General features: G+C 72.3%; 26 protein-coding genes. 13 read left to right on the top strand and 13 right to left on the bottom strand.

The annotated features are described in order from the left end of the window. The first annotated feature begins 45 nt into the window (after positions 1 to 45). Together FFT21_RS30225 and FFT21_RS04075 are read left to right on the top strand one after the other, a co-directional pair. A complete protein-coding gene (locus FFT21_RS30225; RefSeq protein WP_137812396.1) occupies positions 46 to 1,227 on the top strand; it encodes a hypothetical protein in 1,182 nt (393 codons plus the stop codon). Positions 1,228 to 1,283: 56 nt separating this feature from the next. Next, positions 1,284 to 2,072, top strand: coding sequence for an ESX secretion-associated protein EspG (locus tag FFT21_RS04075; protein WP_192909381.1), 789 nt, complete (start codon positions 1,284 to 1,286; stop codon positions 2,070 to 2,072). A 386-nt stretch (positions 2,073 to 2,458) separates the two neighbouring features. Here the strand turns inward: FFT21_RS04075 and FFT21_RS04070 are convergent, their stop codons facing one another. From FFT21_RS04070 to FFT21_RS04060, 3 genes are all read right to left on the bottom strand, one after another. After that, positions 2,459 to 4,039: a plasmid pRiA4b ORF-3 family protein gene (locus FFT21_RS04070; RefSeq protein WP_137812394.1), complete on the bottom strand. Its 1,581-nt coding sequence runs from the start codon at positions 4,037 to 4,039 to the stop codon at positions 2,459 to 2,461. Positions 4,040 to 4,136: 97 nt separating this feature from the next. Continuing rightward, entirely contained in the window at positions 4,137 to 5,462 is a 1,326-nt protein-coding gene (locus FFT21_RS04065; RefSeq protein WP_192909380.1) for an APC family permease, read from the bottom strand. Positions 5,463 to 5,570: 108 nt separating this feature from the next. After that, entirely contained in the window at positions 5,571 to 6,719 is a 1,149-nt protein-coding gene (locus FFT21_RS04060; protein WP_443093354.1) for a hypothetical protein, read from the bottom strand. A gap of 428 nt (positions 6,720 to 7,147) precedes the next feature. Between FFT21_RS04060 and FFT21_RS04055 the strand changes: the two genes are divergently transcribed. Beyond that, complete coding sequence (locus FFT21_RS04055) at positions 7,148 to 8,236, top strand: adenosine deaminase (protein WP_137812392.1); 1,089 nt, start codon at positions 7,148 to 7,150, stop codon at positions 8,234 to 8,236. A 97-nt stretch (positions 8,237 to 8,333) separates the two neighbouring features. Here FFT21_RS04055 and FFT21_RS04050 read toward each other — a convergent pair whose 3' ends face one another. After that, positions 8,334 to 9,584: a SatS C-terminal domain-containing protein gene (locus FFT21_RS04050; protein WP_137812391.1), complete on the bottom strand. Its 1,251-nt coding sequence runs from the start codon at positions 9,582 to 9,584 to the stop codon at positions 8,334 to 8,336. A 390-nt stretch (positions 9,585 to 9,974) separates the two neighbouring features. Between FFT21_RS04050 and FFT21_RS04045 the strand changes: the two genes are divergently transcribed. Continuing rightward, complete coding sequence (locus FFT21_RS04045) at positions 9,975 to 10,526, top strand: SMI1/KNR4 family protein (RefSeq protein WP_225978077.1); 552 nt, start codon at positions 9,975 to 9,977, stop codon at positions 10,524 to 10,526. Positions 10,527 to 10,528: 2 nt separating this feature from the next. Here FFT21_RS04045 and FFT21_RS04040 read toward each other — a convergent pair whose 3' ends face one another. The 4 genes from FFT21_RS04040 to FFT21_RS04025 are packed head-to-tail and all read right to left on the bottom strand — an operon-like array spanning position 10,529 to position 14,540. Further along, positions 10,529 to 11,398, bottom strand: coding sequence for an aldehyde dehydrogenase family protein (locus FFT21_RS04040; RefSeq protein WP_137812389.1), 870 nt, complete (start codon positions 11,396 to 11,398; stop codon positions 10,529 to 10,531). Beyond that, positions 11,391 to 12,833, bottom strand: a complete 1,443-nt coding sequence (locus tag FFT21_RS04035) for an aldehyde dehydrogenase family protein (RefSeq protein WP_137812388.1) — start codon at positions 12,831 to 12,833, stop codon at positions 11,391 to 11,393. Before FFT21_RS04035 ends, FFT21_RS04040 begins: the two co-directional genes overlap by 8 nt. 4 nt (positions 12,834 to 12,837) lie before the next feature. Beyond that, positions 12,838 to 13,842: a deoxyribose-phosphate aldolase gene (gene deoC, locus FFT21_RS04030; RefSeq protein WP_137812387.1), complete on the bottom strand. Its 1,005-nt coding sequence runs from the start codon at positions 13,840 to 13,842 to the stop codon at positions 12,838 to 12,840. A 53-nt stretch (positions 13,843 to 13,895) separates the two neighbouring features. Then, positions 13,896 to 14,540, bottom strand: coding sequence for a DUF1707 SHOCT-like domain-containing protein (locus FFT21_RS04025; protein WP_137812386.1), 645 nt, complete (start codon positions 14,538 to 14,540; stop codon positions 13,896 to 13,898). Positions 14,541 to 14,767: 227 nt separating this feature from the next. On the opposite strand from FFT21_RS04025, the gene FFT21_RS04020 reads away from it, so the two are divergent. Together FFT21_RS04020 and upp are read left to right on the top strand one after the other, a co-directional pair. Further along, entirely contained in the window at positions 14,768 to 15,268 is a 501-nt protein-coding gene (locus FFT21_RS04020) for a DUF2231 domain-containing protein (protein WP_137812385.1), read from the top strand. Between the two features lie 49 nt (positions 15,269 to 15,317). Beyond that, positions 15,318 to 15,941 (top strand): uracil phosphoribosyltransferase, encoded by a 624-nt coding sequence (upp, locus tag FFT21_RS04015; RefSeq protein WP_137812384.1) that lies wholly within the window; start codon positions 15,318 to 15,320, stop codon positions 15,939 to 15,941. Positions 15,942 to 16,408: 467 nt separating this feature from the next. Here upp and FFT21_RS04010 read toward each other — a convergent pair whose 3' ends face one another. Beyond that, a complete protein-coding gene (locus tag FFT21_RS04010; protein ID WP_137812383.1) occupies positions 16,409 to 17,008 on the bottom strand; it encodes a TetR/AcrR family transcriptional regulator in 600 nt (199 codons plus the stop codon). 126 nt (positions 17,009 to 17,134) lie between these two features. Between FFT21_RS04010 and FFT21_RS04005 the strand changes: the two genes are divergently transcribed. The 7 genes from FFT21_RS04005 (at position 17,135) to FFT21_RS03975 (ending at position 20,502) form a co-directional block, all read left to right on the top strand. Further along, positions 17,135 to 17,341, top strand: a complete 207-nt coding sequence (locus FFT21_RS04005; protein ID WP_137812382.1) for a ribbon-helix-helix protein, CopG family — start codon at positions 17,135 to 17,137, stop codon at positions 17,339 to 17,341. 9 nt (positions 17,342 to 17,350) lie between these two features. Further along, positions 17,351 to 17,734, top strand: a complete 384-nt coding sequence (locus tag FFT21_RS04000) for a type II toxin-antitoxin system death-on-curing family toxin (RefSeq protein WP_137812381.1) — start codon at positions 17,351 to 17,353, stop codon at positions 17,732 to 17,734. A gap of 58 nt (positions 17,735 to 17,792) precedes the next feature. Then, positions 17,793 to 18,197 (top strand): MerR family transcriptional regulator, encoded by a 405-nt coding sequence (locus FFT21_RS03995; protein WP_137812380.1) that lies wholly within the window; start codon positions 17,793 to 17,795, stop codon positions 18,195 to 18,197. Then, a complete protein-coding gene (locus tag FFT21_RS03990) occupies positions 18,194 to 19,195 on the top strand; it encodes an aldo/keto reductase (RefSeq protein WP_137812379.1) in 1,002 nt (333 codons plus the stop codon). Before FFT21_RS03995 ends, FFT21_RS03990 begins: the two co-directional genes overlap by 4 nt. 129 nt (positions 19,196 to 19,324) lie before the next feature. Next, on the top strand, positions 19,325 to 19,645 hold the full coding sequence (locus tag FFT21_RS03985; RefSeq protein WP_137812378.1) for a hypothetical protein: 321 nt from the start codon (positions 19,325 to 19,327) through the stop codon (positions 19,643 to 19,645). Then, a complete protein-coding gene (locus FFT21_RS03980; protein WP_137812377.1) occupies positions 19,642 to 19,962 on the top strand; it encodes a type II toxin-antitoxin system PemK/MazF family toxin in 321 nt (106 codons plus the stop codon). The genes FFT21_RS03985 and FFT21_RS03980 overlap by 4 nt, the downstream gene beginning before the upstream one ends. A gap of 6 nt (positions 19,963 to 19,968) precedes the next feature. Then, entirely contained in the window at positions 19,969 to 20,502 is a 534-nt protein-coding gene (locus FFT21_RS03975) for a GNAT family N-acetyltransferase (RefSeq protein ID WP_137812376.1), read from the top strand. Positions 20,503 to 20,519: 17 nt separating this feature from the next. Here the strand turns inward: FFT21_RS03975 and FFT21_RS03970 are convergent, their stop codons facing one another. The 4 genes from FFT21_RS03970 to FFT21_RS03955 all read right to left on the bottom strand — a co-directional run bounded on the left by FFT21_RS03970 (position 20,520) and on the right by FFT21_RS03955 (position 25,561). Continuing rightward, positions 20,520 to 20,972: a flavodoxin family protein gene (locus tag FFT21_RS03970; protein WP_137812375.1), complete on the bottom strand. Its 453-nt coding sequence runs from the start codon at positions 20,970 to 20,972 to the stop codon at positions 20,520 to 20,522. A gap of 48 nt (positions 20,973 to 21,020) precedes the next feature. Continuing rightward, the gene (locus FFT21_RS03965) at positions 21,021 to 22,685 is read right to left on the bottom strand and encodes a phospho-sugar mutase (RefSeq protein WP_137812374.1); all 1,665 of its coding nucleotides are present in this window, start codon (positions 22,683 to 22,685) and stop codon (positions 21,021 to 21,023) included. 169 nt (positions 22,686 to 22,854) lie between these two features. After that, complete coding sequence (locus tag FFT21_RS03960) at positions 22,855 to 23,658, bottom strand: purine-nucleoside phosphorylase (protein ID WP_371856722.1); 804 nt, start codon at positions 23,656 to 23,658, stop codon at positions 22,855 to 22,857. Between the two features lie 133 nt (positions 23,659 to 23,791). Beyond that, positions 23,792 to 25,561: a serine/threonine-protein kinase gene (locus tag FFT21_RS03955; RefSeq protein ID WP_264081623.1), complete on the bottom strand. Its 1,770-nt coding sequence runs from the start codon at positions 25,559 to 25,561 to the stop codon at positions 23,792 to 23,794. Between the last annotated feature and the right edge of the window lie 56 nt (positions 25,562 to 25,617).

Here is a 25,617-nt window from a genome sequence, read left to right as displayed (position 1 = left end):
TATGTGTGTACGGCGAACAAGGGGAGCCTGTACCAGCAGTTCCACGTGGACGTGCCGGGGTCAGGCCAGTTGCATGAGAAGGTGCAGGTTCTCGAGAAGATCGCCAGCGATTACGAGCAGCATCAGCGGGACCTGGTTAGCGCGTTGAGTACGATCCGGGCGACGTACAGCGGTAACGCGGCGTCGCAGATGGAGGGCGCGTTCAAGCCGCTGATCGATGCGCTGGGGCAGGGTCAGACGATCGCCAAGGAGTCGGCGTCGACGTTGAGCACCCAGGCCGGGCATTTCGGTGCGGCGCAGGCGGCGATCAAGGACCATGTGTACGTCCCGGACCCGCCGTGGTACGAGCCGATCGATCCGTTCAACACGGCCCACGACGACGCCTTGGAGCAGAACAGCGACATCGACAAGGCGAACCAGGCGGCGTACAAGCAGTACGCGGAGGCCACGTCGAAGAACTACGGCTCGGCGCCGACGTTTCCCAGTGCGCGTTCGGCGCTGGTGATGTTTCGGTGTCTGGCGGCAGCCGGGTGTATGCCGGCGGAGGGCCGGGCGGCACGGGGCCTGCGGTGGGTGGTGGCGGAGCCTCGGGTTCCGGCGGCGGGTACGGCGGCTACCAGGGTGGCTCGCAGCCTGGCGGCACCACTTACTCGGGCGGCGGCTGGAACGGCGGCGGTTCGCCCATCATCGGCCCGCCGCCCAGCAGCGGCGGCGGCAGTACGGGGGCGCAGGGTTATGCGCCGCCGCCGGTGCCGGTGGCTGGCGGGCCGGTGCCCGGGTCCGGTTACCCCTACGGTGGTGCGCCGGTCGGCCCTGGCAGCGGTCCCGTCGGTGGTGGTTTCGGTCCAGGTGCGCCATTTGTTGGCGGTGGTTTTGGACCGGGCGGCCTGGGAGGCGACGGGGCGAGCGGCGGCCGAGTCGGTGGCGGCACCGGATATGGGGCTCGTGGCGCGGGTGGTTTCTCCGGTGGCGGCTCCGGTTCTGACGGCGTTCGTGGCCGAGGGGTCATGTCCGGCGTGGGTGCCGCCCAGGAAGGCATCGCAGCCAGGCAGGGTGGCGTCGCGGCGGGCCGGTCGGGTGCGGCCGGTGGACCCGGCATGGGTGCCATGGGCGGTGCCGGTGGTCGCAGGGAAGAGGACCGCGAGCACCGGTCGGCGGCGTATCTGGTGGACGAGATGCACGCCAACGAGATCGTGGGTGATCTGCCGCGGACCGCGCCGCCGGTGATCGGCTGAGGTGACCGGAGAAGATTCCAGCCACAACCGAATACGGGGGAAGGTTTGTTGCGGGGCAGTTTCCAGGTTTCCCGGCTGGCCTGGGACGTGGTGCGGCAACGCCACGGTATCGAGGAACAGCACCATGTCCTGCACATCACCACGCCCGAGGTGAGGCCGGAGGACTATCCGGCGCTGGAACGGCGGGCGTTCGACGAGCTGGCCCGCGCCGGGCTCGCCTGGGGCACCACTGTGGACGGTGCGCTGCTCGACACCATGTCGCTGCTCGCCCGGCCACCGCTTGAGCTGCATGGCTGGGTCGGCTACCACAATCGGGTCAGTGTGGGTGCTGTCGCGGCCGTGGACGGTCGCGCCGGCGCGGTGCTCGCCGTGCTGGACGACGAGGCCGTCCACGTCCACGCGATCGAACCGACCAAGCTCGTGGACGCGATGATCGGTCTGCTTCCGGCCGTGCCGCCCGGCCGCGGTCATTCCCGCACCGTCCCGTTGGATGCCTACCGTGCCACGCTGTCCGCCGACGCGGCAGCACGCGATGCCGAATCCGGATGGCTGGAAGGCGGCCAGTCCGATCGGCTGGAAACCGAGCTGTCAGCGGTCATGCGTCTGGTCCGGCAGCCGCGCCGCGGCGGCGGCCGGATCTACGCGGCGGCGCGTGACCGGCTCGGCCGGCGCCGCAAGAGCCAGTATCCGGTGACCTACATCGACACCGAATCCGGCCGGTGGGCGATGTGGCAGCAGCCGAGCCAGAACGGCCAGCTCTGGGTCACCATCGCCCCGGCGACCCCACAGTTGTTCCGCTCCCAGCTCGAATCCCTGCTGGCCACCGTGCACTTCTGAGCGACGCGCGAGACGAACCATGACTCAACTGTTCCGCGGCACGTGAGACAGGTGATTTCGCCGAACATGGATGACTGCGTCGCCAACGCGAGCTCCAACATTGGTCGCGCCGCGGCTGCCGTCAGGCGTGGAGAATCTGGCACGCGAGGTTGCGCTGAACCTGTCCACCACCCCAGGACGGCCAGGACATAGCCGAGATCACCGCGAAGCTGCGGCGTCGGCATTCCACCGACTCGGCCTACATCCGCCTTACCCAGCGGTTTGGGACCACGCTGTGGACCCTCGACGCCGCACTGTTCCGCGACGCCACGGGCGTCGGCCTGCCGGTCAAGCCGCTCGCCTGAGCGCGTATCGCAGCTACCCGGCGTTTGCGGTTGAGGCGGTGGTTATCGCAGGGCGGAGAGGCGCCGGTTCACCTCCTGGACGTCGAATGCGGCGGGGTCGAACTCGGCGGCGGTGTCGATTCCCAGCCATTCCAGCCGGTCGTCGTGCTCGGGGTCGTCGGGATCCGCCAGGACCTCCAGGAGTTCGGCGTAGCCGTAGATACCACCGCAGTCTTCCGGTGGAGCCGCGCGCCGCCCTCCGGTACACCGGGGGTAGCTCGTCTTCGACTCCCGGGCCAGGATTTTCTCCACCACGATCTCGTGCTCCCAGTCGTCGCCGAAGTCGTACGTGTAGCGGATCTTGCTCTTCTCCGCCGGCGCGACCTGTTCAAGCGACACGGGGGCTTCGGCGCGGTGGCCGATCGCCGGGTCGGCGATGCCGAAGTCGCCGTACGGTGTCTCGAAGGCGTGCAGGTGGCTGTCCGTCCAGCCGAAGGCGGCCTGGATCACCCGGTGCAACCTGGCCAGGCTGATGTTGGCGGGCACCTCCAGCCGCCGCCAGATCGGCGGCTTCGCGCCCCGCAGGCTCACCTTGATCTGGTAGATCGGTGCCGGGCCGTCCGCCTTCTTCCGTTTGGGTAGGAGTTTCTCGGTGCGTCGCCGCCGGCCGGGTGGCATGTCGAACGGGCTGGCTCCCAGCCTCGGGACAAGCTGCGCCAACATCTTCGCTGGCAGAGAGGCCGCATGGTCGGAGACCGTGCTCTCCCGCGGCGGTTGGGGCAGGGTCCTCAGCCGGGACCGCAGCAACGTCGCCATGACCTCGTATGGCGGCTCGCCGTCATCGTCGGTGTCCGCATCCGGCAGGCCGACCCCGCCCGGATCGGATTCAAGCTCGTCACGGTCGTGGTCGGCCCGGGTCGCCAGTGCCTTCTCCACGCGACCGCGGAAATCGGCCGGGTCCAGCGACGTCCTCACCAGGTCGACGCCGTCGCGCCGGGCGCCCGCGCACATGTCGTCCAACGCGCCGGCAAGGTCGTTTCCGTCCAGGAGGGCGATCTCGCTCGCGGCGCCGCAGTCGAGGTGGTCCACGGTCACCAGGAATCCGTGCGAGCGTCCGGCCCGCCGGAACGTTCCCGCCAGCACCGAGGCGATGCCGAGCGGGTCGCCGACGTGCCAGCACTCTCCGACGGTCACCGGCTCGTCCAGCTCGGCCGCCCAGGCCGGCCGCGTGGTGCCGGCCGCGACCAGCCGTCCGGCCGCCGCGGTCGCGGCCTGGTGCACCTCGCCCTCGGCCACCGCGCCAAGGGCCAGCAGCAGCGCCAGCGCCTCGGTACCGGCCCGCGCCTCGAGGCCCGGCAGTAACCCGCCGACCAGCGCCTCCTCGAACTCCGGACCGAGGAGCTCGCCGGACGACAGCAGCAGGGCCCCCATGACCTCCGCCTCGATCGGGTCCTCGATCTCCACGAGATCGCCGGCGTCGGCCGCCAGTGCGTCGACCAGCTCGCCGGGGTCCTCGACCTCGCCGGTGCAGATCGGGCAGGAGCAATCGTCGTCCGGCACCGGGTACAGCGCGGGCGCGTTCTGTCGCTGCACCGCCGTCCTGCCGTTGTCCTTCTTGCGCTTGCGGCCGCGGCTGACTGGCATGGGCACAGTCTGTCACCCGCCGTGTTCCGGAATACAAGTGCCCGCCGGTGGCCGACGCGACCGGTATTCACCATGCGGCGCGTTGCCACCCGCCTTGTCAGTCGGATGTGGACCCTGTGGTGCGGTGGCGGATCAGCTGGCGTCCGCACAGGCCGATGGCGAACATGACCAGGCCGGCGACGACGGACTCCCAGGGCAGGGTGGCGACGAGGACCAGGCAGCCGGTGCCGCCGAGCAGGTTGAGCCAGCGGGGCCAGCGGCGGCGGTCGGCGGGTTGGGTGAACGCGGCGGCGTTGGCGATGGCGTAGTAGACCAGCACGCCGAAGGACGAGAACCCGATGACTCCGCGCAGGTCCACGGTGAGCACCAGAACGCTGACCAGCACGGCAAGGGCGACCTCGGCGTGGTGCGGCACCCGGAACCGGGGGTGCACGGCGGCGAGCCAGCCCGGCAGGTCGTGGTGGCGGGCCATGGCCAGGATGGTGCGGCCGATCCCGGCGATCAACGCCAGCAGGGCGCCGAGCGCGGCCAGCGCGGCTCCGAGGCGGACCACCGGGGCGAGGACGCCGGCTCCGGCGGCCTGCACCGCCGTGGCCAGCGGTGCCACGGCGGAGGCGAGTTGGTGCGGGCCGGCCGCCAGCAGGGCGGCGGTGCCCACGACGACGTAGACAACGACGGTGAGGAACAGGGCGAGCGGGATCGCGCGCGGAATGGTCCGCTCCGGGTCGCGGACCTCCTCGCCCATGGTGGCGATGCGGGCGTAGCCGGCGAACGCGAAGAACAGCAGCCCGGCGGCCTGCAGGACGCCGTAGGCGCCAACGGAGCCGACCGCCGGCCAGCCTCCCAGGTTCGCCGGGCTGGCCTGACCACCCACCGCGATGCCGACCACCACCACGGCCAGGGCGGTCAGACTGATGGCCACCAGCACGCGGGTCACCACGGCGGTCCTGGTCACCCCGCGGTAGTTCAGCGCCGCCAGTGCGAGCACGGCGACGACGGCCACGAGGCGCTGCGCCCACCATGGACCGGGCACGACGTAGGCGGCGAAGGTCAGCGCCATCGCCGCAGAGGACGCCGTCTTGCCGACCACGAACCCCCACCCGGCGGTGAACCCCCACCAGTTCCCGAGCCGCTCGCGGCCGTAGACGTAGGTGCCGCCGGAGGTCGGATACTGCGCGGCCAGTTGCGCGGAGGCGACGGCGTTGCAGTAGGCGATGACCGCCGCCAGCAGCAGGCCGATCAGCAGCCCGGTGCCCGCCGCCTTCGCCGCGGGACCGAACGCGGCGAACACGCCGGCGCCGATCATCGAGCCCAGCCCGATCACCACCGCGTCGCCGGTGCCCAGCCGCCGGGCCAAGCCGTCCGCCCCGGACAGTTCCTTGTGGGCTCGCGACACCGGGTCGCGACGCGACCGGTCAGCCATCACCACCGCACCATCCCACGACCGGGCGACGATATCGCGCGACGGGCCCGGGTGCAGCGCATGCGCCGGCACGGTCTCGATCGGTCGCGAGGAGCGGGTACGGGGTGGTCAGGCGCCTTCGGCGCCGAGGTCGAGGTCGTCGAGGTCCATGCCCTTGTCGGCCTTACCGCCGGGCTTGCGGCTGGCCCGGCGCTGCGGGCGGGGCAGGGCCGGCGGCGGCTGCGGGGCGGCGGGCGGGCCGCCACCGAGGATCAGCTCCGCGAAGGTCGCCATGGCCTCGTCCAGTTGGCCGGCGTGCCGCCGCTCCGACTCCTCGTTCGCGTCGCGCACCAGCGAGGCCAGCGAGTCGACGTCGGGCCGCTGCTCCACGGTGCGGTGCACGCGCTGCAGGCCCTGGTCGACCGCGCCGGCGAGCTGGCTGATCCGGCTCCCGACCCCGCTCTCCACGGTGTCCAGCCGGCCGGCCATCTCGTCCAGCCGCGAGGTGACCTGCTCCAGCCGCTGGGCGAGCGCCTCCAGCCGGTCGGTCGGGTCCACCGCGGGCCGGGACAGCAGGTCGTCCAGCTTGCCGTGCAGGCTGTCGTTGGTGGTGTCCAGCTTGCCGTTGGTGGCCTCGCGGGCGGCGTCGATCCGCGCCTGTACCGAGTCGCGGGCCTCGGTGACCGCGTTGCCCAGCGTGTTGCTGGTCTCCGCGATCGACCGGTGCAGCGCCTCCCGGGTGCCGTCGAGGTGCTCGTGCACGCCCTCGTCCATCTCGGTCAGCCGAGCCCGCAAAGCGGTCTCGAGCGCGTCCAGCCGCTCGCGTAGCGGGCCGTGCACCGCGCTCGGCAGGCTCTCCAGCCGGCCGTCCTGCTTGTCCAGGTGCTGCTCGAGTTCGTTCAGCCGCTGGTGGATGTGGCCGAGCTTGTCCTCCAGGCCGTCCATCCGGCCGGCGACACCCTCGAACCGCCCGGATACGCCGTCCAGCCGGCCGTCGAGCTGCGCGAACGGCCTGGCCAGGCGGTCCACCAGCCCGTCGACGAGCTGGTTGAGCCCGGCGATCGCACCGTCCTGGGACTCCAGCCTGGCCAGCGCCTCGTCCAGGCGTTCGGCCAGGACGCTCACCTCGTTGCGGTCGGGCAGTTCGGCCAACCGCTTGCGGACCGAGCCCAGCGACTCCAGCGGCGACAACCTCGCGTGGATCTCGTCCAGGGCGTCGAAGATCTGCTGCTGCTCGCTCTCACGGATCTCGGCCGCGCGCATCAGCATGTTGCGCATGCGGTCGAAAGACATCGTGGAGTGGGTGCTGTCGTTCACGGCGGGGAGCCTTCGTCGAGGGGGACGGCAGACGGCACGCAGCCTAGCCACTTCCGGGTGTACTCCAGCAGCGCCCCCTGGACTTCTTGACGCGTTTGTGCCCGGCGCTAGGCCGAATGGGTGACGCACGCTCGCGCGAATGTTGCCACCGGGTAAACGATTGTTTCGTGACCTTGATGTCGGACCGTGACGATCTAGCCCGTTCGAGTGGCAAGGTGTCGACCGACCACCGATATTGATCACGATTCGTCAGAGGCGGGGGGATATGCCGGCGGTAGTGCATCCGATCGGGTGAACTGTGATCTTTACTGCGCGTGGCAGTGAACCCGGCCGACTAACCGCTGTCTTACTTCGATCGTCGAAACACCCTGCCACGGTAACGTGGTGCCATGTCGAGCCCGGTCACCCTGGAGAACATCCGTCGCGCGCCCAAGGTCCTGCTGCACGACCACCTCGACGGCGGGCTGCGCCCCGCGACGGTGATCGAGTTGGCCGACGCGGCCGGCTACCGCGACCTGCCCACCACCGACGTGGACCGGCTCGGCGCTTGGTTCCGCGACGCCGCCGACTCCGGCTCGCTCGAGCGGTACCTGGAGACCTTCGCGCACACCTGCGCCGTGATGCAGGACGAGGCCGCCCTGGTCCGGGTGGCCGCCGAGGCGGTCGAAGACCTGGCCGCCGACGGCGTGGTGTACGCCGAGGTGCGCTACGCCCCGGAGTTGTTCCAGGAGCGCGGCATGGCGCTGGAGCAGATCGTCGAGGCGGTGCAGGAGGGATTCCGGCTGGGGGAGCGGCGGGCCGCCGAGGCCGGCCGGCGCATCCGGATCGGCACGCTGCTGTGCGCGATGCGGCAGAACGCCCGCTCCCTGGAGATCGCCGAGCTCGCGGTGCGGTACCGGGACGTCGGCGTGGTCGGGTTCGACATCGCCGGTCCGGAGGCCGGGTACCCGCCCACCCGGAACCTGGACGCCTTCGAGTACCTGCGCCAGCAGAACGCGCACTTCACCATCCACGCCGGCGAGGCGTTCGGGCTGCCGTCGATCTGGGAGGCCATCCAGCACTGCGGCGCCGAGCGGCTCGGTCACGGCGTGCGCATCGTGGACGACATCAAGGTGGCCGAGGACGGCACGGTCAACCTGGGGCGGCTGGCCAGCTACGTGCGCGACCGCCGCATCCCGCTGGAGATGTGCCCGTCGTCCAACCTGCAGACCGGCGCGGCGTCCTCGGTCGCCGAGCACCCCATCGGCCTGCTCGCCAGGCTGCGCTTCCGGGTCACGGTGAACACCGACAACCGGCTGATGAGCCACTGCTCGATGGCCACCGAGATGGCCGCGCTGGTGGACGCGTTCGGCTACGGCTGGGCGGACCTGCAGTGGTTCACCGTCAACGCGATGAAGTCGGCCTTCATCGGCTTCGACGACCGGCTGGCCCTGATCAACGAGCAGATCAAGCCCGGCTACGCCGCCCTGATGGCCTGACCGTCTCCGCCTCGCCCATTCCCGCATTCAGCGGGCTGAACGGCGGTTCGTGCGCCTCACGAGCGCCCGTTCAGGCCGCTGAATGCGGGGAAGGTCGTCAGTGGACGCGCAGCCGCTCCTCGAAGGCGGTGACCAGGTCGCGCCAGGCGAGCTGCTCGGCGTCGAACGGCGCGCTGGGCGCCAGCCGGGTCGGGTCCGGCCGCAGCACGAACGACACCAGCCAGCCCAACCGCTCCGACGGGGCGAGCGCGTCGTGCGCGGTGTCGTCGCCGGCCCAGTCCGCGGCGTCGGTGAGCAACTCCACGGCCAGGTCGAGCTGGGTCGGGTCGATGGCCTCGGGACCCTCGGCGATGTCGTCCGCGATGCCGGTCAGCACATAGGTGTTGGCCGTGTCGACCTCGACGTCCAGCTCACCGGCGTTGGCCTTGGTGGCCACGTCCGGCCAGGTCGGCAGGTCCGCGATCTCGTAGCCGTCCAGCCTGTCCCCGGCGAGGAACCGGGCCAGCCCCCTCGGCGAGCCGAACACGTCGATCCGGCCCTTGCTGCCCAGGAACACCGGCTCGTCCTCGACGTAGCAGCGCAGCGTGTAGTACTCGCCGGTGTCGGTGATGATCTTGATCGGGTCGATGCCCACCTCGGCCCAGAAGCCGGTCGGCTCGTCCTCCTCGGTGTCCTCTTCGGACGCCTCCTCGAGGTCCTCGGCGTCGGCGTCCACCGGCTCCACCGCGGCCGCGGACCCGGCCTCCGCCAGGAACTCCGCCAGCTCGTCCTGCGCGGTGTCCAGCGCGTCGGCGTCCACCTCGGGCACGGCGACCACGGCGTCGACGGCGTCGAGCACCTCGTCCCACCGCTCGGCGACCACCTCGGCCAGCTCCGTCCACAGCTTCCGACCCTCCCGGCCGGTGAACGGCAGCAGGCCCTGGGGAAGCAGGTCGAAGCCGGTGGCGGAGTCCAGGATCTCGTGGACCTTCTCCAGCTCGCACACGTCGGCCAGCGAGCGCACCATCTCCACCACGTCGGCCAGCTCGCCGACGGTCCAGGTGTCCGGGTCCTCGGCGACCAGCTCGGGCAGCCCGACCAGGTCGAACTGGTGGTCCTCGTCCGGGACCAACTCCGCGGCGGAGAGCCCCGGCACCACGTGCCACGCCGGGTGGTCGGCCAGGTCGTGGTCGTCCACGGTGCGGATGAACGCGGCCAGGTGCGCGGCGTCCGGGAACCCGTAGAGGTCCTCCTCGTGGCCGAGGAAGGCCTCCCACTCCTCGCCGTCCTCCCGCCACCTCGGTGCCCACAGGGTGACCACGTCGCCCTGTGGCAGCCCGAGCTGGATCGGGACGATGTCCTGCGCCATCCGACCTCCTCGGTCGTGCCACCCGTCGAGCGCGGCTTCCGTGCCGACGGGCGCAGCCTACGGGGCGACCGATCAACGCATCGGCCGGCCCCCGCCGCACCACCGCCGGGTGAACCGACGGAAGTGCAAATTGCGCATCGATTATTGCATCGTGCGATCCGTGAACGCTTTCCCCGATGACCCGGCCCGAGCTGGTGGTTTTCCCGGAATTTCGGTGTGCGGCAGACGCTTTGGTACCACATCGACACCGCGCCGATACGGTGTCGATCCGACGTTGCCGGCATGGTGTATCGATTATTTCGGCGCCCGTCCTCCGATGAGCGGTACCGCTTTCAAAGATCGCACTCGATCATGGTGGCCGTGGGTGTCGCCGAACAATGGAGCCAGATCGTGCGCTGGCTCTCCGTGCATGCCCCCACCACCGGTGCGGCGTTACGCACCATGGCGTTACCGGAGGACGTGCTCGACCTGGAGCACGAACTCGGCGTCCAGATCCCGGACGAGCTGTTCACGTGGTGGTCGGTGTGCGGGGGTGTGAGCACCGCGGAGTTCGCCGAGGTGATCCCGCCCTTCTACACACCGTACGGGCCACGCGAGGCGCTGGAGGCCTGGCGCAAGCACCGCAAGCTGTGGCTGGACACCTGGGAACGGCCGGACTGCGACGTCGAGGCCGGCTCCGCCGCGCGCAGCTACCACCCGGCGTGGGTACCGTTCGCCTTCGACGGTCTCGGCGACGACCTGGTGATCGACCTGCGGCCCGGCCCGCTGCGCGGCTGTGTGCTGGAGTGGGACCACGAGGTGTGCCAGCTCAACGGTCCGGAGTGGACCAGCGTGGACGCGATGCTTGCCGAGGTCGCCACGGCGCTGGAACACGGCTCCCCGGTCGGCCACTGCCAGCCCGCGGTCACCACCGACGGCCGCCTGGACTGGCGCATCCGCTAGTTTCAGGCGCCCATCGGGTGCCACACCGTCTTGGTTTCCACGAACGCCCGAAGCCGGGTGATGTCCGGCGTTCTGGTCCAGTCCGGCTCGCTGGCCGGGGCGCGGAGCACCCGCTTCACCGTGCCGGCCGCGGTGCGCTCCAGTTCGGTGCGCAGCGGCGCCGGTGCCCCGGTCAGGTCGATCGCGTTCACGTCGGCGTGCGAGGCCAGCCACGGGGACAGTTCCGCGGTGCGGCCGGTGAGCAGGTTGACCACCCCGCCGGGCACGTCCGAGGTGGCCAGCACCTCGGCCAGGGTCACCGCGGGCAGCGGGCGGTCCTGGCTGGCCACCACCACCGCGGTGTTGCCCGCGGCCAGCACCGGCGCGAGCACGCTGACCAGGCCGAGCAGCGAGGACGACTGCGGCGCGAGGATCGCCACCACCCCGGTCGGCTCCGGTACGGAGAAGCAGAAGTACGGCCCGGCAACGGGATTCGCCGACCCGAGTACCGTCGCGATCTTGTCCGTCCACCCGGCGTACCACACCCAGCGGTCGATCGCGGCGTCCACAAGGGACTGGACCCGCCTGCCGTTGGTGCCCTCCGCCGCCGACACCTCGGCGAGGAACTGGTCGCGGCGCCCCTCCATCAGCTCGGCCACCCGGTAGAGCACCTGGCCGCGGTTGTAGGCGGTCGCCCCGGACCAGCCCGGAAACGCCTTGCGCGCGGCGGAAACCGCGTCCCTGGCGTCCTTGCGGGACGCCTGGGCGGCGTGCGCCAGGAACTCGCCGCGCGCCCCGGTCACCGGGTACGACCGCCCCGACTCGGACCGCGAAAACGCCCCGCCCACGTACAGCTTGTACGTCTTGGCCACCGCCACCCGCTGCTCAGACATCTAGGTACGCCTCCAGTCCCGCGCGGCCGCCCTCCCGGCCGAAACCCGACTCCCGGTAGCCGCCGAACGGCGCGCTCGGGTCGAACCGGTTGAACGTGTTCGCCCATACCACGCCGGCCCGCAGGCGCTGCGCCATCCACAGGATGCGGGAACCCTTCTCCGTCCAGATCCCGGCCGACAGCCCGTACGGGGTGTTGTTCGCCTTGGCCACCGCCTCGTCGGGAGTGCGGAAGGTGAGCACCGCCAGCACCGGGCCGAAGATCTCCTCCCGGGCGATCCGCATCGACTGCTGCACCTCGGAGAACACCGTCGGCGCGAAGAAGAAACCCTTGTCCGGCAACGGGCACGGGCTGGTCCACCGCCGCGCGCCCTCGGCATCGCCGGACTCGGCCAGCTCCCGGATCCTGGCGAGCTGCTCCGCCGAGTTGATCGCGCCCACGTCGGTGTTCTTGTCCAGCGGGTCGCCCACCCGCAGCGTGCTCACCCGCCGCCGCAGCGTCTCCAGCAACTCGTCGGCCACCGACTCCTGCACCAGCAGCCGGGAACCGGCGCAGCACACGTGGCCCTGGTTGAAGAAGATGCCGTTGACGATGCCCTCCACCGCCTGGTCCAGCGGGGCGTCGTCGAACACCACGTTCGCCGCCTTGCCACCCAACTCCAGGGTGAGCTTCTTGCCCGTCCCGGCCACCGCACGCTGGATCAGCTTGCCCACCTCGGTGGACCCGGTGAACGCCACCTTGTTGACGCCGGGATGGTTGACCAGTTCCGCGCCCACGTCGCCGGCGCCGGGCACGATGTTCACCACCCCGGGCGGCAGGTCGGCCTGCTGGCAGATCTCCGCGAGTACCAGCGCGGACAGCGGGGTGGTCTCCGCCGGCTTGAGCACCACCGTGTTACCGCAGGCCAGCGCGGGCGCGATCTTCCACGCTGCCATCAGCAGCGGGAAGTTCCACGGGATCACCTGCCCGGCCACGCCCAGCGGCCGCGGGTCAGGGCCGTACCCGGCGTAGGCGAGCTTGTCCGCCCACCCGGCGTGGTGGAAGAAGTGTGCCGCCACCAGCGGCACGTCCACGTCCCGCGACTCCCGGATCGGCTTGCCGTTGTCCAGCGTCTCCAGCACGGCCAGCTCGCGGGCGCGCTCCTGGACCAGCCGCGCGATCCGGAACAGGTACTTGGCCCGCTCCGCGCCCGGCATCCGGCCCCACATCCGGTCGTGGGCGCGGCGGGCGGCGCGCACCGCCCGGTCCACGTCCGCCGGGCTCGCGGTGCCGACCTCGGCCAGCACCTCCTCGGTGGCCGGGTTCACCGTCTTCAGCGGCTCGCCGGTGCCGTCCACGAACTCCCCGTCGACGAACATCCGGTAGGCCGGCTTCAGCCGCGCCACGTCCCGCGATTCCGGTGCCGGCGCGTACTCCCAGACCTGCTCCCGTGTCATGCCTTCAGTCCACCGCCACGTAGTCGGGGCCGCTGTAGTGTCCGGAAAGCTGCGTCCGCCGCTGCATGAGCAGGTCGTTCAGCAGGCTGGATGCGCCGAACCGGAACAGCTTCGGGGACAGCCACCGTGGCCCGGCGACCTCGTGCACGGCGACCAGGTAGCGGATCGCGTCCTTGGTGGTGCGGATGCCGCCGGCCGGCTTCACCCCGCGCGGCGTGCCGGTGCGGTCGTACCAGTCGCGGACCGCCTGCAACATCACATGGGTGACCGGCAGCGTGGCCGCGGGGGAGACCTTGCCGGTCGACGTCTTGACGAAGTCCGCCCCGGCCAGCAGCGCCAGCCAGCTCGCCCGGCGCACGTTGTCGTACGTGGCCAGCTCACCGGTCTCCAGGATCACCTTCAGGTGCGCGCCCCGGCACGCCCGCCGGATCGTCACGATCTCGTCGAACACCCGGCCGTACCGGCCGGATAGGAAGGCGCCCCGGTCGATCACCATGTCGACCTCGCTCGCTCCGGCCTCGACGGCGAGTTCGGTGTCCGCGACCTTGACCCGCAGCCCGGAGCGGCCGGACGGGAACGCGGTGGCCACGCTGGCCACGCCGATCCCGGTGCCGCGCAACTCGGCCACGGCGGTGTCCACCAGGTCCGGGTAGACGCAGACGGCGGCCACGCTCGGCACCTCGGGCCGGGCCGGGTCGGGCCGGCGCGCCTTGGCGGCCAGCGCGCGCACCTTGCCCGGCGTGTCCGCGCCCTCCAGCGTGGTCAGATCCACCATGCCGATCGCCGTGTCGATGGCCCACAGCTTGGCGGCCTTCTTGATACTGCGGGTGGCCAGGGCGGCGGCGCGCTGCTCCAGGCCAACGGCGTCGACGCCGGGCAGCCCGTGCAGGAACCGGCGGAGGGTCGACTCGTCACGGGTGGCGTCGGCCAGGTCCGGGGGCAGCGGGGACGGTCTGGGCGCGGGGGTCTCCCGCTCGCCGGCCGCCGTCCCCGTCGACAGTGCAGCCATGCCCAGGAGTCTATGGCGAGGCGGCTACCGACACGGCCGACTTCCGGTGTTCGCTAGCCCTCCAGGGCCTTGCGCCCGTCGCGCGGCTTACGGCGTACCTCGACCCCGCCCATCAGGGCGAGTCCGGTCACCCGGAGCACTGGGCCGGACGGGTCGCCCCCGCCCTCGCCGCGCCGGTCGAACCCGCCCATCACGCCGACGCCCTCGACCCGCACGGTGAGATCGTCCGGCACGGTGATCCGCGCGCCGCCCATGATCGCGATGACGTTGATCGTGCACTCGCGCTCCGCGAACCGGGCCGCGCGCAGGTCGAGGTCCGCGCCGCCCATGATCGCGACCACGCTGAGGTGCGCCGGGACCACCCAGTCGCCGCGCCGCTCGACGCCGGACATCACCGCGATCGCGGTGCTCGATCCCGGCGTCCCGCCGATCCGGCTGACCCGGGCCGGGGACCCGGCGGTGGCGGGCGCCAGGTCCGGGCCGGCCGCGATCGGGGAGGCGGTCGGCAGGTCCCTGGTGACGGGTTCCAGGTCGGCGTAGGTCTTCGCGGCGTACACCACGTCCAGCCGTTGCTCGAGCTCGGCGAGCGACAGGCGTCCCTCGCTCATCGCCTGGTGGAGCACCTGGGCGACGCGCTCCCGATCGGCGTCCGAGGCGCGCAACTGGCGAGGGTCCGGAACCGCGGGCTGATCGCTCACGACAGGAAGGGTAGTGCGGCCGGCGGCGCCCGCACAGAACCCTCGGTGACACCGTTACCCGGCGCCGGCGGCCGGACCAGCGGTAGCCCGGCGACAGGAAACCGACAGGTTGGGAAAACGGCTACTTCACCAGGGTTGCCGGCAGGATGCCGGCAACGAGCACGGGCTCGCCGCGATGACGCGAGCTTTGAACAAGGCACAGCTTCCCGCACAGGACTGGAGAGGACATGCCCTACGACGTGTTCGGACTGCCGCTGCACCCGCTGGTGGTCCATCTGACGGTGGTGCTCGTGCCGGTCACCGCCGTCGCCCTGCTGGTCGCGGCGCTGGTCCCGGGCACCCGCCGCGCCCTGCGCTGGCCGGTCGCCGCCGCCGCGGTGTTAGGAGTCGTCTCGGTGTACGTCACCCAGCAGGCCGGCGAGGTACTGGAGCGGCAACTGCCGGAGAGCGACCTGATCCGGGCGCACGCCAGCATGGCCGACCCGCTGCTGCCGATCAGCATGGGCGTCGCCGTTGTGGCGCTGGCCCTGCTGGTGTTCACCAGCCCCCGGGTGCGCCCGCGCGGCGGCAACCTGGTGCTGGTGGTGATCGCGGTGCTCGGGGTGGCCGTGTCGGTGGCGTCGGTGGTCGAGGTGGTGCGGATCGGCCACAGCGGGGCGGACGCCGCCTGGCACGGGGTGGGCGATCTGCCGGTCCGCCAGGTCCGGCACCCCACGCCCGGCACCTGACCCCGCTGGATGCGGGGATCGCGGCCGCCACGGGCTACCGTTGGCGCCCATGCAGGTGCTCGTGGTGGACCATCCGCTGGCCAAGGCTCGACTCACCACCATGCGGGACGCGCGCAGCGACAGCGTGGAGTTCCGCGCCGCGCTGCACGAGTTGACCGTGATGCTCATCTACGAGGCGATGCGCGACGCCCCGGTGGTCACCGAGCGGATCCACACGCCGATCGCCCGCACCACCGGCCACCGCCTCGCCAACCCGCCGCTGCTGGTGCCGGTGCTGCGCGCCGGCCTGGGCATGGCGGACCAGGCGCACCGGCTGATCCCGGACGCGCAGATGGGCTTCGTCGGGCTGGCCCGGGACGAGCGCACGCTGCAGCCCACCCCGTACATGGAGTCCCTGCCGGACGACCTGTCCGGCCGGCCGGTATTCGTGCTCGACCCGATGCTGGCCACCGGCGGCTCGATGGCCTACACGATCCGGCTGCTCACCGAGCGCGGCGCGACGGACGTGACGGCGGTGTGCGCGCTGGTCGCGCCGGAGGGCATCAAGCGGCTGGAGGAGTCCGGGCTGCCGGTCCGCGTGGTCACCGCCAGCGTCGACGAGCGGCTGAACGACTCCGGTTTCATCGTGCCCGGCCTCGGTGACGCCGGTGACCGGCAGTACGGCGCGGTCTGATGGCCCGTTCCGGCACCGCACCGGCCTGCGACCGCGAGCACCGGCCTGTTCCGGCACCGCGCCCGGCGAAGCCCCGCGATCGGGGAGGCGGGGCGGCTCCCCGCGGACGGCGCGATTCGCGCGGGGCCGCGTCCCGCCGGCGCGGCTGCGCCGCGCGTTCCGGAACGAGCACCGAACCGCCCCGTCCGATCGGTGTGGTCCGGTCGGCCCAGGCCGACCGGTGTGGTCGGCCGGCGCTCCCCGATGGGCCGACCGGGTGATTGCCGTGGTCGGAACCGCCGGGCTTAATGGTCTGAACCATATCGGCGGTCCCGCGGACGGCCGGTCGGGTCCGGCGCACGGCGTACCCGGACGCGGCCGGCGCCCACCCGGTCGTGCCGGAACGTGAAACCCGGCCGGCCGTCACGGGGTTCGGGGAGGTGCGGCGGCGGCAGCCTCCCCGAACCCCTCCGCGCGGACCGGCCGGCTCACCCGGCGGTGCGGCGCCATCCCTCCACCGCGGCCCGCAGCGCGGGCTCGAAGCTGTCCGCGACCTCCAGCCCGGCGGGCAGGTTGCCACCGAGTTCCAGCGACATCAGGCCGTGCACCAGGCCCCACAGGGCGAGCGCCACCCGCTCCGGCGGCGCATCGACCAGCACCCCGGCCCGCACCGCCCGCCGGACGAGGTCCAGCAGCGGCTCGAACGTGGCGCGGGCCTCCGCGGCGGTCTCCTCGTCCGGGGTGAACTCCGGGACCACCCGGGTGAACATGATCGCGTACAGGTGCGGATCGGCCCGCGCGCTGCTCCGGTAGGCCAGGCCGAGCCGGACCAGGTCCTCCGCCGGGTCGCCGGTGGGCCGCACGGTGGCCAGGTGCTCGCTGAACCGCCGGAAGGCCTCCCGGTACACCTCGCGCATCAGCGCGGGCTTGCCGCCGAACAGCGAGTAGACCGCGGTGGTAGACGTGCCCACGTCCGCGGCGAGCCGGCGCAGGCTCAGCGCGTGCGGCCCCTCCGCGGAGAGCACCTCGCCGGCCCGGTCCAGCAGCCGGGTCCGGAGTGCCTCGTCGTGCGTCCTGGGTCGCGGCACCGGGGGAGCTTATCGCAACGGCGTTCTGTAACGTCGTTTGCGCACGTCGTGATCGTTGTTCGCGCTGAGGCGGTTGCGACCAGAGTCATATCGGCGGCCGTGATACCAAGTTGGTACCATGGCCGCATGGCGATGACGTTGCGGCTCACCGAGGAGGAGGACCGGCGGCTCACCGAGCTCGCCGCCGCCGAGGGTCGCTCGAAGCAGGAAGTGGTCCGGCTGGCCCTGGCCGACCGCTGGGCCCGCCAGCACCGCGAGGAGCAGATCGGCGAGGTGCTGGCGCGGATCATGCCGCGCTACCGCGGCCTGCTCGACCGCCTCGGCAGCGCCTGACGCTCGTCGGTGACTTCCTACCTGGACGCGGGTGACCTGCTCGTGTTGGCCACCGCCGTGGCCGGTGGCGACCTGGTGGTCCGTGATCTCGGCCTGCTCGACACGGCGGCCTACCGGCCTCGGGCGACCGTACTCGGCATGGAGGCCTATCCCACGCTCTGGCTGAAGGCGGCCGCCATCCTGGAGTCCGTGGTGCGGACCCGGCCGCTCGCCGAGGGCAACTGGCGGCTCGGCTGGGTGGCCGCGGTGACCCTCTGCGACGTCAACGGCTGGTGGGTCGACGCCGAGGAGGACGACGCGCTGGAGCTGGTCAGGGCGGTGGACCGGGAGCAGATGGAGCTGTCCGAGGTGGCCTCCCACCTGGAGACCTGGGCCGAGGCCAAGGACGAGTAGCCCGAAGGTTCGGCCGCTCGGTTGACCTGGAGCGCACTCCAGCTTCTACCGTCGAATCGTGACTTACTCGATTGCGCAGGCAGCCGAGCGCAGCGGGCTCTCCATCGACACCCTCCGCTACTACGAGCGGATCGGGCTGGTCGACCCGCCGGCGCGGGACGCCGGTGGTCGGCGGAACTACTCCGACGAGGACCTCCAGTGGCTGGAGTTCCTGACCAAGCTTCGTACCACGGGCATGCCGATCCGGATGATGCGCGAGTACGCGCAGCTTCGGCACCGCGGCGTGGGCAGCGCCGGCCGGCGCAAGCAGATCCTCGTCGAGCATCGGGCCTCCGTGCTGGAGCGCATCGCCGAGCTGCAGGGCTGCCTCGAGGTACTGAACTACAAGATCACGAACTACGAGCAGATCGAAAGCAAGATGGACACGCTGCTCACCCACTATCCCGAGGGAGCCACCGCATGACGGCACCGTCGAAGCTGCCCACCCGCCGGCTCGGCGAGCTGGAGGTGAGCGCCCAGGGCCTGGGTTGCATGGGCATGAGCGAGTTCTACGGGCCCACCGACGAGGCCGAGTCGGTGGCCACCATCCACCGGGCGCTCGACCTGGGGGTCACCCTGCTCGACACCGCCGACATGTACGGGCGGGGCGCCAACGAGGAGCTGGTCGGCAGGGCCATCGCCGGCCGGCGGGACGAGGTGGTGCTGGCCACCAAGTTCGGCGCGATCCGGGACGGCAACGGTCCGGCGTCCGCCGTGCGCGGCGACGCGGCGTACGTGCGGCAGGCGTGCGAGGCGTCGCTGCGGCGGCTCGGGGTGGATCACATCGACCTGTACTACCAGCACCGGGTGGATCCGGACGTGCCGATCGAGGAGACCGTTGGCGCGATGGCGGAGTTGGTGGCCGAGGGCAAGGTGCGGTATCTGGGTATGTCCGAGGCCGGGGCCGCGACCATTCGCCGGGCGCATGCGGTGCACCCGATCACGGCGTTGCAGAGCGAGTGGTCGCTGTGGTCGCGCGACATCGAGGACGAGATCGTGCCGACCTGCCGGGAGCTGGGTATTGGCCTGGTGCCGTACTCGCCGCTCGGCCGTGGCTTCCTCACCGGCCGGTTCGCCTCGCCCGCCGACCTGCCCGACGGCGACTTCCGGCGGGTTGCCCAGCCTCGCTTCGCGGAGGGGAACTTCGAGCGGAACCTGAAGATCGTGGAGGCGCTGCGCAAGCTGGCCGCGGAGCGTGGTGTGACGCCTGGTCAGCTGGCGCTGGCCTGGGTGCAGCACCGGGGCGAGGACGTGGTGCCGATTCCGGGAACGAAGCGGCGGGCGTACCTGGAGGAGAACGTGGCGGCGGTGTCCATCGAGCTGTCCGCCGACGAGCTGGCCGCCGTCGAGGCGGCCGTGCCGGCCGGCGCCGTCGCCGGCGAGCGCTACCCCGAGCAGGGCCTCCGGCTGCTCAACCGGTGACCGCGAACGTGCGTGAACGCCGGCCTGCGCCTCATTCACCAGCGAGGCGCGGGCCGGCCGGCTCGTCGTACCATGTGCATCAATATCAGCATCGCCAGGAACATCGCACAGCGCGGTACAATGTGATGCATGGCCCGTCGTACCACCATCACACTGCGCGATGCGGAGGAAGGTGTGCTCCGCGTGTTCGCCGATCCGGAGCGCGCCGAACATGCCGCGCTCGTGCACTGGGCAGCCAGCCATGGCGTGCCGCTTCCGGCTGGCGAGCGGAACGAAGCGGCCGTGGTCCGGGCCCTGCTGCGCGCCGGCGCGGAAGCGTTGCAGGAGCAGGCGTTGGAGCAGGGCTACGCGGAACTCGCGAAGACCTTCGCCGGCGGTGACGAACGAGACGAGGCCCGTGCGCTGCGGGCTCGCTACGCACGGCGCATCGACACGAGGTACGCAGAGTGACCGCACCCGTGCGCGGTCAGGTGTACCGCGCGGATCTGGGATATGGGCCCAAGCCGTGGGTGGTGGTCAGCAACAACGTGCGGAATCGCCAACTCGACAGCGTTCTGGCAGTTCGCGTCACGACTACGTCAAAGCCAGACCTACCGACCATCGTGCGGCTCGGCAACAACGACCCGGTGGCCGGGCGTGTACTGGCCGATGACCTGCATCAGCTCTATCCGGCCGAGGACTTCCGCGAATATCTTGGCGCCCTCAGCCCGGAAACAATCGGCCGGTTGAACGCCGCGCTGGCCGTCGCCCTGGGCCTGCCCTCCTGAGGTGCCATGGTCGGCAGCACGCTGAAGGTTCGGGACGCGTCCGAGCGCGACGCCGGCGCGTGCGCGGCGATCTACGCCCCCTACGTCACCGACACCGCGATCACCTTCGAGAACGAGCCGCCGTCGCCGGCGGAGATGGCCGAGCGCATCGCCACCGCGCGGCGCACCCACGCCTGGGTGGTGCTCTGCGACGGCGGCCGGGTCGTCGGCTACGCCTACGGCAGCCCGTTCAAGTCGCGCCCGGCGTACCGCTGGGCCTGCGAGGTGAGCGTGTACCTGGAGTGGGGGCGGCGGCGCACCGGCGGCGGCCGCGCGCTCTACACCGCGCTGTTCGACCGGCTCGCGGCGCGCGGGTTCCGCACCGCGGTCGCGGGCATGACGCTGCCCAACGAGGCGAGCGCCGGCCTGCACCGCGCCATGGGTTTCCAGCCGGTCGGCGTCTACCGGCGGATCGGCTGGAAGCACGGCGCGTGGCACGACGTGGCCTGGATGCAGCGCACCATCGCCGGCGGCGAGGACCCGCCGGCCGAGCCGCGCTGACCGGTCCCGGCGGGCGGTCAGCCCATCAGGGTGGCCGCGACGGTGGCGCCGAGTTCCCAGCAGGCCTCGATGTCCTCGCGGCCGGGCTGGCCCATCACGCAGACCGGGTTGGCCACCTTCTGCCACTCCAGCCCGGAGGCGATCCCGTCGACGGCGCGCACCGCGCCCTCGGTGCCCTGGTTGCCGTGCACGTACAGGGCGTAGGGCCGGCCCTTCGTGGCGTCCAGGCACGGGTAGTAGATCGTGTCGAAGAAGTGCTTCAGCGCGCCGGACATGTAGCCGATGTTGGCCGGGGTGCCGAGCAGGTACCCGTCGGCCTCCAGGACGTCGACCGCGGTCGCGGCCAGCGCTGGACGGCGGACCACCTCGACGTTCTCGATCTCGTCGGTGGTCGCGCCGGACACCGTGGCCTCGAACATCTCCTGCAGTGCCGGCGAGGGCGTGTGGTGGACGATCAGCAGCCTGGGCACGTTCCGCGAGCCTGCCGGCCGGCCCGGCGGAACGCAACCGGGCAGGCGTCACGCGCCAAGCAGCCGCGCCACCTCGGCGCGCAGGGCGGCCAGCCGCGCGGTGGCCCGCTCGCGGACCGCGGGCAGCTCCTCCTTGGCCGGCACCGGCTCGACGACCTCCAGGTACGCCTTGACCTTCGGTTCGGTGCCGGAGGGGCGCACCATCACCCGCAGGCCGTCGCCGGTCAGCCGGAGCGCGTCCACCTCGGGCAGCAGGTTCTCCGCGGTGACCGGCACGGCGCCCAGCCGGTCCGGCGGGTTCTCCCGCAGCTCCGCCATCAGCGAGGCAATCCGGCTCAGCTCGGTGACCCGCAGCGAGACCTGCGTGGTCAGGTGCAGCCCGTGCGCAACGGCCAGCTCGTCCAGCGCGTCCAGCAGCGTCTGGCCGGCCGCCTTCCGGGTCGCCGCCAGGTCGCAGGCGAGGACCGCGGCGGAAATGCCGTCCTTGTCCCGAACCGCGTCCGGGTCGACGCAGTGCCCGATCGCCTCCTCGTAGGCGTACACCAGCCCGGTTCCCGCGCCGTCCCCGGCCCGCACCAGCCACTTGAACCCGGTGAGCGTCTCGTCGTAGCGCACCCGGTGCGCGGCGGCAACCGAGCGGAGCAGCGACGACGACACGATCGTGGTGGCCACCAACGGGTCCGGGTGCGCGGAACGGTCCAGAGTGGACAAGATGTGCGCGCCGAGCAGCACGCCGGTCTCGTCGCCGCGCAGCATCCGCCAGGTGCCGTCCCGGTCCGGCACGGCCAGCGCGCAGCGGTCCGCGTCCGGGTCCAGCGCCACCGCGATGTCGGCGTCCACAGTGGACGCCAGGTCGAGAAGCAGGTCGGTGGCGCCGGGTTCCTCCGGGTTCGGGAACGGTACGGTGGGGAAGTCCGGATCGGGTTCCGCCTGAGCGACGACCAGGTGCACGTCGTGGAACCCGGCGCGGCGCAGCGCCTCCACCGCGGTGGCGCCGCCGACGCCGTGCATCGGGGTGAGCGCGATACGCAACTCCCGCGCGCTGCCACGGGGTAGCGCGGCGACCCGGTCCAGGTAGGACTCGACGGCCGGTTCCGGCACCGTGGTCCACGACTCGGCGGTGGGCACCGCGACCGCCGCGCCGGCGCGCGCGATGGCCTGCTCGATCTGCCGGTCGGTGGGCGGCACGATCTGCGTCCCGCCGTCGAGATAGAGCTTGTAGCCGTTGTCCGCTGGCGGGTTGTGCGACGCGGTGATCTGGATGCCGGCCACCGCGTCCCACTCGCGCACCAGGAACGCCAGCACCGGCGTCGGCAGCGGCCGAGGCAGCATCCGCACGTCGAAGCCGGCCGCGGCGAGCACGCCGGCCGCGGCCGCGCCGAACGCCGCCGAGCCGTGCCGAGCGTCCCGCCCGACGACCACCACGCCGCCGGTGCGCCCGTGGCCGCGCAGCCAGTCCACGACTCCCGCGGTGGTCCGCAGCACCACGGCGCGGTTCATCCCGTTCGGCCCGGCCCGCACCGGGCCGCGCAACCCAGCGGTGCCGAAGGCGAGCGCGCCGGCCATCCGGTCCCGCACGTCCGCGGCGGCCGTGCCGTCGCCGGCCAAGGCGGCGGCCAGCACGGCCTGCAACTCGGCGCGGGTGTCCGGGTCCGGGTCGTCGGCGATCCACCGGAACGCCGCGTCCCGGACGTCGGGCGCGAGCCCGCTCATGCGGTGCTCTCCGCGGCTGCGCCCGCGACCGCGCTCGTGCCGGCGAGGCGCTTCGCACGAGCCCCGGTCCGGTCGTATCCGACGGCGCCCCGCCACCCCGATCGGGCGGCCGCTCGGCCCTGGCGCGCGCTGCGGTCACGCCGGGTGCCGCGGCTCGACTCTGGTCCGCTCATGCCTTCGCGGCGAGGTCGCGGAGCAGGCCACCCATGGTGGTGGCCGCCGCACGGCCGGCCTCCAGCACCTCCTCGTGATTCAGCGGCTCACCGGTGATCCCCGCGGCCAGGTTGGTGACCAGGGACAGGCCGAACACCTCCAGGCCGGCCGCCCGCGCCGCGATGGCCTCCAGCACGGTGGACATGCCCACCAGGTCGGCGCCGAGCGTGCGCAGCATGCGGATCTCGGCCGGGGTCTCGAAGTGCGGGCCGGGCAGCCCGGCGTACACGCCCTCCTCGAGGGTGGGGTCGATCTTCCGCGCGGCGGCCCGCAGCCGGGGCGAGTACAGGTCGGTGAGGTCGACGAACTGCGCGCCGACCAGCGGCGAGGTGGCCGTGAGGTTGAGGTGGTCGCTGATCAACACCGGCTGGCCGACCCGCATGCCGTCGCGCAGCCCGCCCGCCGCGTTGGTCAGCACGACCACCCGGCAGCCGGCCGCGGCGGCGGTGCGCACGCCGTGCACCACCCGGGCCACGCCCTTGCCCTCGTACAGGTGGGTACGCCCGAGCAGCACCAGGACCCGCCGACCGGCCACGGTCACCGAGCGGATCGTGCCGCCGTGCCCGACCACGCCGGGCGCGGCGAAACCGGGGAGCTCCGCCATGGGCACCTCGGCCACCGCGTCGCCGATCACGTCGGCCGCCGGCCGCCATCCCGACCCCAGCACCACGGCGACGTCGTGCGTGGCCAGTCCGGTCCGCGCGGCCAGCGCCGCGGCCGCCGCCTCGGCCAGCGCGGCCGGGTCGGCGTCGGGCCGGATGCCGGCCGGGGAGATCGGTGTGTCGTTGGTGGCGGTGTGGTCGCTGCCGGTCACGGTCCGTCAGCCTAGGGCATCCCCGGAACGCCGCACGCCCGCGCTCGCGCGGTCGGAAGGCCCACGTCCCGGCACGTCTTCAGGTGGCCGCGGTGAAGGTTGGGGCGATCTGGTCGAACAGGGTCTGCCCCTTCTCCTCCTGGTCGTTGGGCACCGTCACGTCGATCACCCACAGCCCGACGCGCTGCGGCAGGAACCGGACGAAGTGCGATCGGGCCATGTCGGTGCTGGCCTGGGTCTCCACGGTCCGGTAGGTCACGTCGGTCTGCCGGTCGGGGCCGCGTCCGCTCGCCGCGTCGGCGGGTGCCACCCGGGTGAGCACGTAACTGTGGCCGGGCCTGGCCCACCAGGACCGCAGGGCGTCCAGGTACCGCCTGATCGAGTAGTTCGGGTAGTAGACCGGGAACCTCTCGACCGTGACCTCCATGACGCCGTCCGGCGAGACGAAGTGGACCAGCGTGCGGGGCGGCAGCGGATCGGCCGGGTCGTTGGCCCGCTGCTCGACGAACATCGTCCAGTCCTGCGGCACGCTGATGGTGAACTCGCCCCCCGGCACCCCGTAGGCCGGTGCCGTGCCGGCGGTGCGCGGCTGCAGCGGCCGCACCGTGGTGGCCACGTCCGGCGCCTCGTAGCGCACCGCGGCCGGCGGCGGCAGCAGCGACCGCCCGGCGGCCACCCGGGTCAGCGCGAAGCCGCCGCCCGCCGCCGCGGCGAACAGCACCGCGGCGGTGAGCACCAGCAGCGTTGTGGCCACCGGCCCGCGACGGACCCGCCGCGGCACCGGCGCCGCCGGCGGTGGCGGCGCTGCGGACGTCGACGGCGCCCACGACTCCCACGACCCAGACGGCGTGCTCGGCGCGAACGGCAACGGTCCCGGGTCGGCGGCCAGCGGGGCGTCCGGGTCCACCGGCGCCGGGCGCGGCGGCGGGAACGCCGGAAGCTCGGCGGTGGCCGGCCGGGTCAGCTCGGTCGGCTCCTCCAGGTCCAGCGGGGCGAACACGGACGTGCCCGGCTCGGGCAGCAGCGGGTAGATCCGGCGGCGCACCTCGACCAGGGGCATGCGGGCCCTGGGGTCCTTCACCATCAAAGCCTCGATCACCTCGGCCAGCGGGCCGGTACTGGCCGGCCGGGGCACCTCGCCGTGCACCACCTGCGTCACCGTGGCCAGCGGATCGCCGTCCGCGTCGTACGGCGGGTGGCCCTCGACCGCGGCGAACAGCGTCGCGCCCAGCCCCCACAGGTCCGCCGCCGGGGAGACCGCGCCGCCCGCGGCCACCTCCGGCGCGATGAACGCCGGAGTGCCCAGCATGATCCCGGTGGTGGTCATGGTGACCTCGGAGACGTTGCGGGCGATACCGAAATCGGTCAGCTTGATCTGCTCGTTCGCGCCGACCAGCACGTTTCCCGGCTTGACGTCCCGGTGCGTAATGCCGGACCGGTGTGCCGCCTGCAGTGCCGCGGCCACCGCGTCGGCCACCGCCGCCGCCTGCGCGGCGGACAGCGCGCCGTGCGTGCGCAGCAGTTCGGCGAGGCTGCGGGAGGGCACCAGCTCCATCACCACCACCGGCTCGCCGTCCTGCTGCACCACGTCGTGCAGGGTGACCACGTTGGGGTGGGACAGCACGGCGATCGCCCTGGCCTCCCGCAGGGTCCGCTCGCGCAGCGCCGCGGCCTCGGTCTCCGGCATGCCCGGCGGCAGCCGCATCTCTTTGACCGCCACCCGCCGGTGCAGCACCTCGTCATACGCGGCCCACACGGTGCCCATGGAGCCGCGACCGAGGACGCGCTGCAGCCGGTAGCGCCCGGCGATCAGTCGCCCGGTCGGATGGTCGAGGTCGGCAGGAGGCACCGGACCATTGTCCACCGCCACGGGAGGCCGCTGTGGTGGTACTCATGTTGTGGAGC

The sequence above is a fragment of the Gandjariella thermophila genome, assembly GCF_005405885.1.
Taxonomy (GTDB): Bacteria; Actinomycetota; Actinomycetes; order Mycobacteriales; family Pseudonocardiaceae; genus Gandjariella; species Gandjariella thermophila.
The sequence above is the reverse complement of the archived record's forward strand: the minus strand, read 5'-3'. Positions and strand labels throughout refer to the sequence as shown.

Bases quoted from the DNA above. Each gene is read 5' to 3' on its own strand.
- FFT21_RS04070 (WP_137812394.1), bottom strand. From the start codon at position 4,039: ATGCCAGTCAGCCGCGGCCGCAAGCGCAAGAAGGACAACGGCAGGACG.
- FFT21_RS04065 (WP_192909380.1), bottom strand. From the start codon at position 5,462: ATGGCTGACCGGTCGCGTCGCGACCCGGTGTCGCGAGCCCACAAGGAA.
- FFT21_RS04060 (WP_443093354.1), bottom strand. From the start codon at position 6,719: ATGCGCAACATGCTGATGCGCGCGGCCGAGATCCGTGAGAGCGAGCAG.
- FFT21_RS04055 (WP_137812392.1), top strand. From the start codon at position 7,148: ATGTCGAGCCCGGTCACCCTGGAGAACATCCGTCGCGCGCCCAAGGTC.
- FFT21_RS04050 (WP_137812391.1), bottom strand. From the start codon at position 9,584: ATGGCGCAGGACATCGTCCCGATCCAGCTCGGGCTGCCACAGGGCGAC.
- FFT21_RS04040 (WP_137812389.1), bottom strand. From the start codon at position 11,398: ATGTCTGAGCAGCGGGTGGCGGTGGCCAAGACGTACAAGCTGTACGTG.
- FFT21_RS04035 (WP_137812388.1), bottom strand. From the start codon at position 12,833: ATGACACGGGAGCAGGTCTGGGAGTACGCGCCGGCACCGGAATCGCGG.
- deoC (WP_137812387.1), bottom strand. From the start codon at position 13,842: ATGGCTGCACTGTCGACGGGGACGGCGGCCGGCGAGCGGGAGACCCCC.
- FFT21_RS04020 (WP_137812385.1), top strand. From the start codon at position 14,768: ATGCCCTACGACGTGTTCGGACTGCCGCTGCACCCGCTGGTGGTCCAT.
- upp (WP_137812384.1), top strand. From the start codon at position 15,318: ATGCAGGTGCTCGTGGTGGACCATCCGCTGGCCAAGGCTCGACTCACC.
- FFT21_RS04005 (WP_137812382.1), top strand. From the start codon at position 17,135: ATGGCGATGACGTTGCGGCTCACCGAGGAGGAGGACCGGCGGCTCACC.
- FFT21_RS03990 (WP_137812379.1), top strand. From the start codon at position 18,194: ATGACGGCACCGTCGAAGCTGCCCACCCGCCGGCTCGGCGAGCTGGAG.
- FFT21_RS03985 (WP_137812378.1), top strand. From the start codon at position 19,325: ATGGCCCGTCGTACCACCATCACACTGCGCGATGCGGAGGAAGGTGTG.
- FFT21_RS03975 (WP_137812376.1), top strand. From the start codon at position 19,969: ATGGTCGGCAGCACGCTGAAGGTTCGGGACGCGTCCGAGCGCGACGCC.
- FFT21_RS03965 (WP_137812374.1), bottom strand. From the start codon at position 22,685: ATGAGCGGGCTCGCGCCCGACGTCCGGGACGCGGCGTTCCGGTGGATC.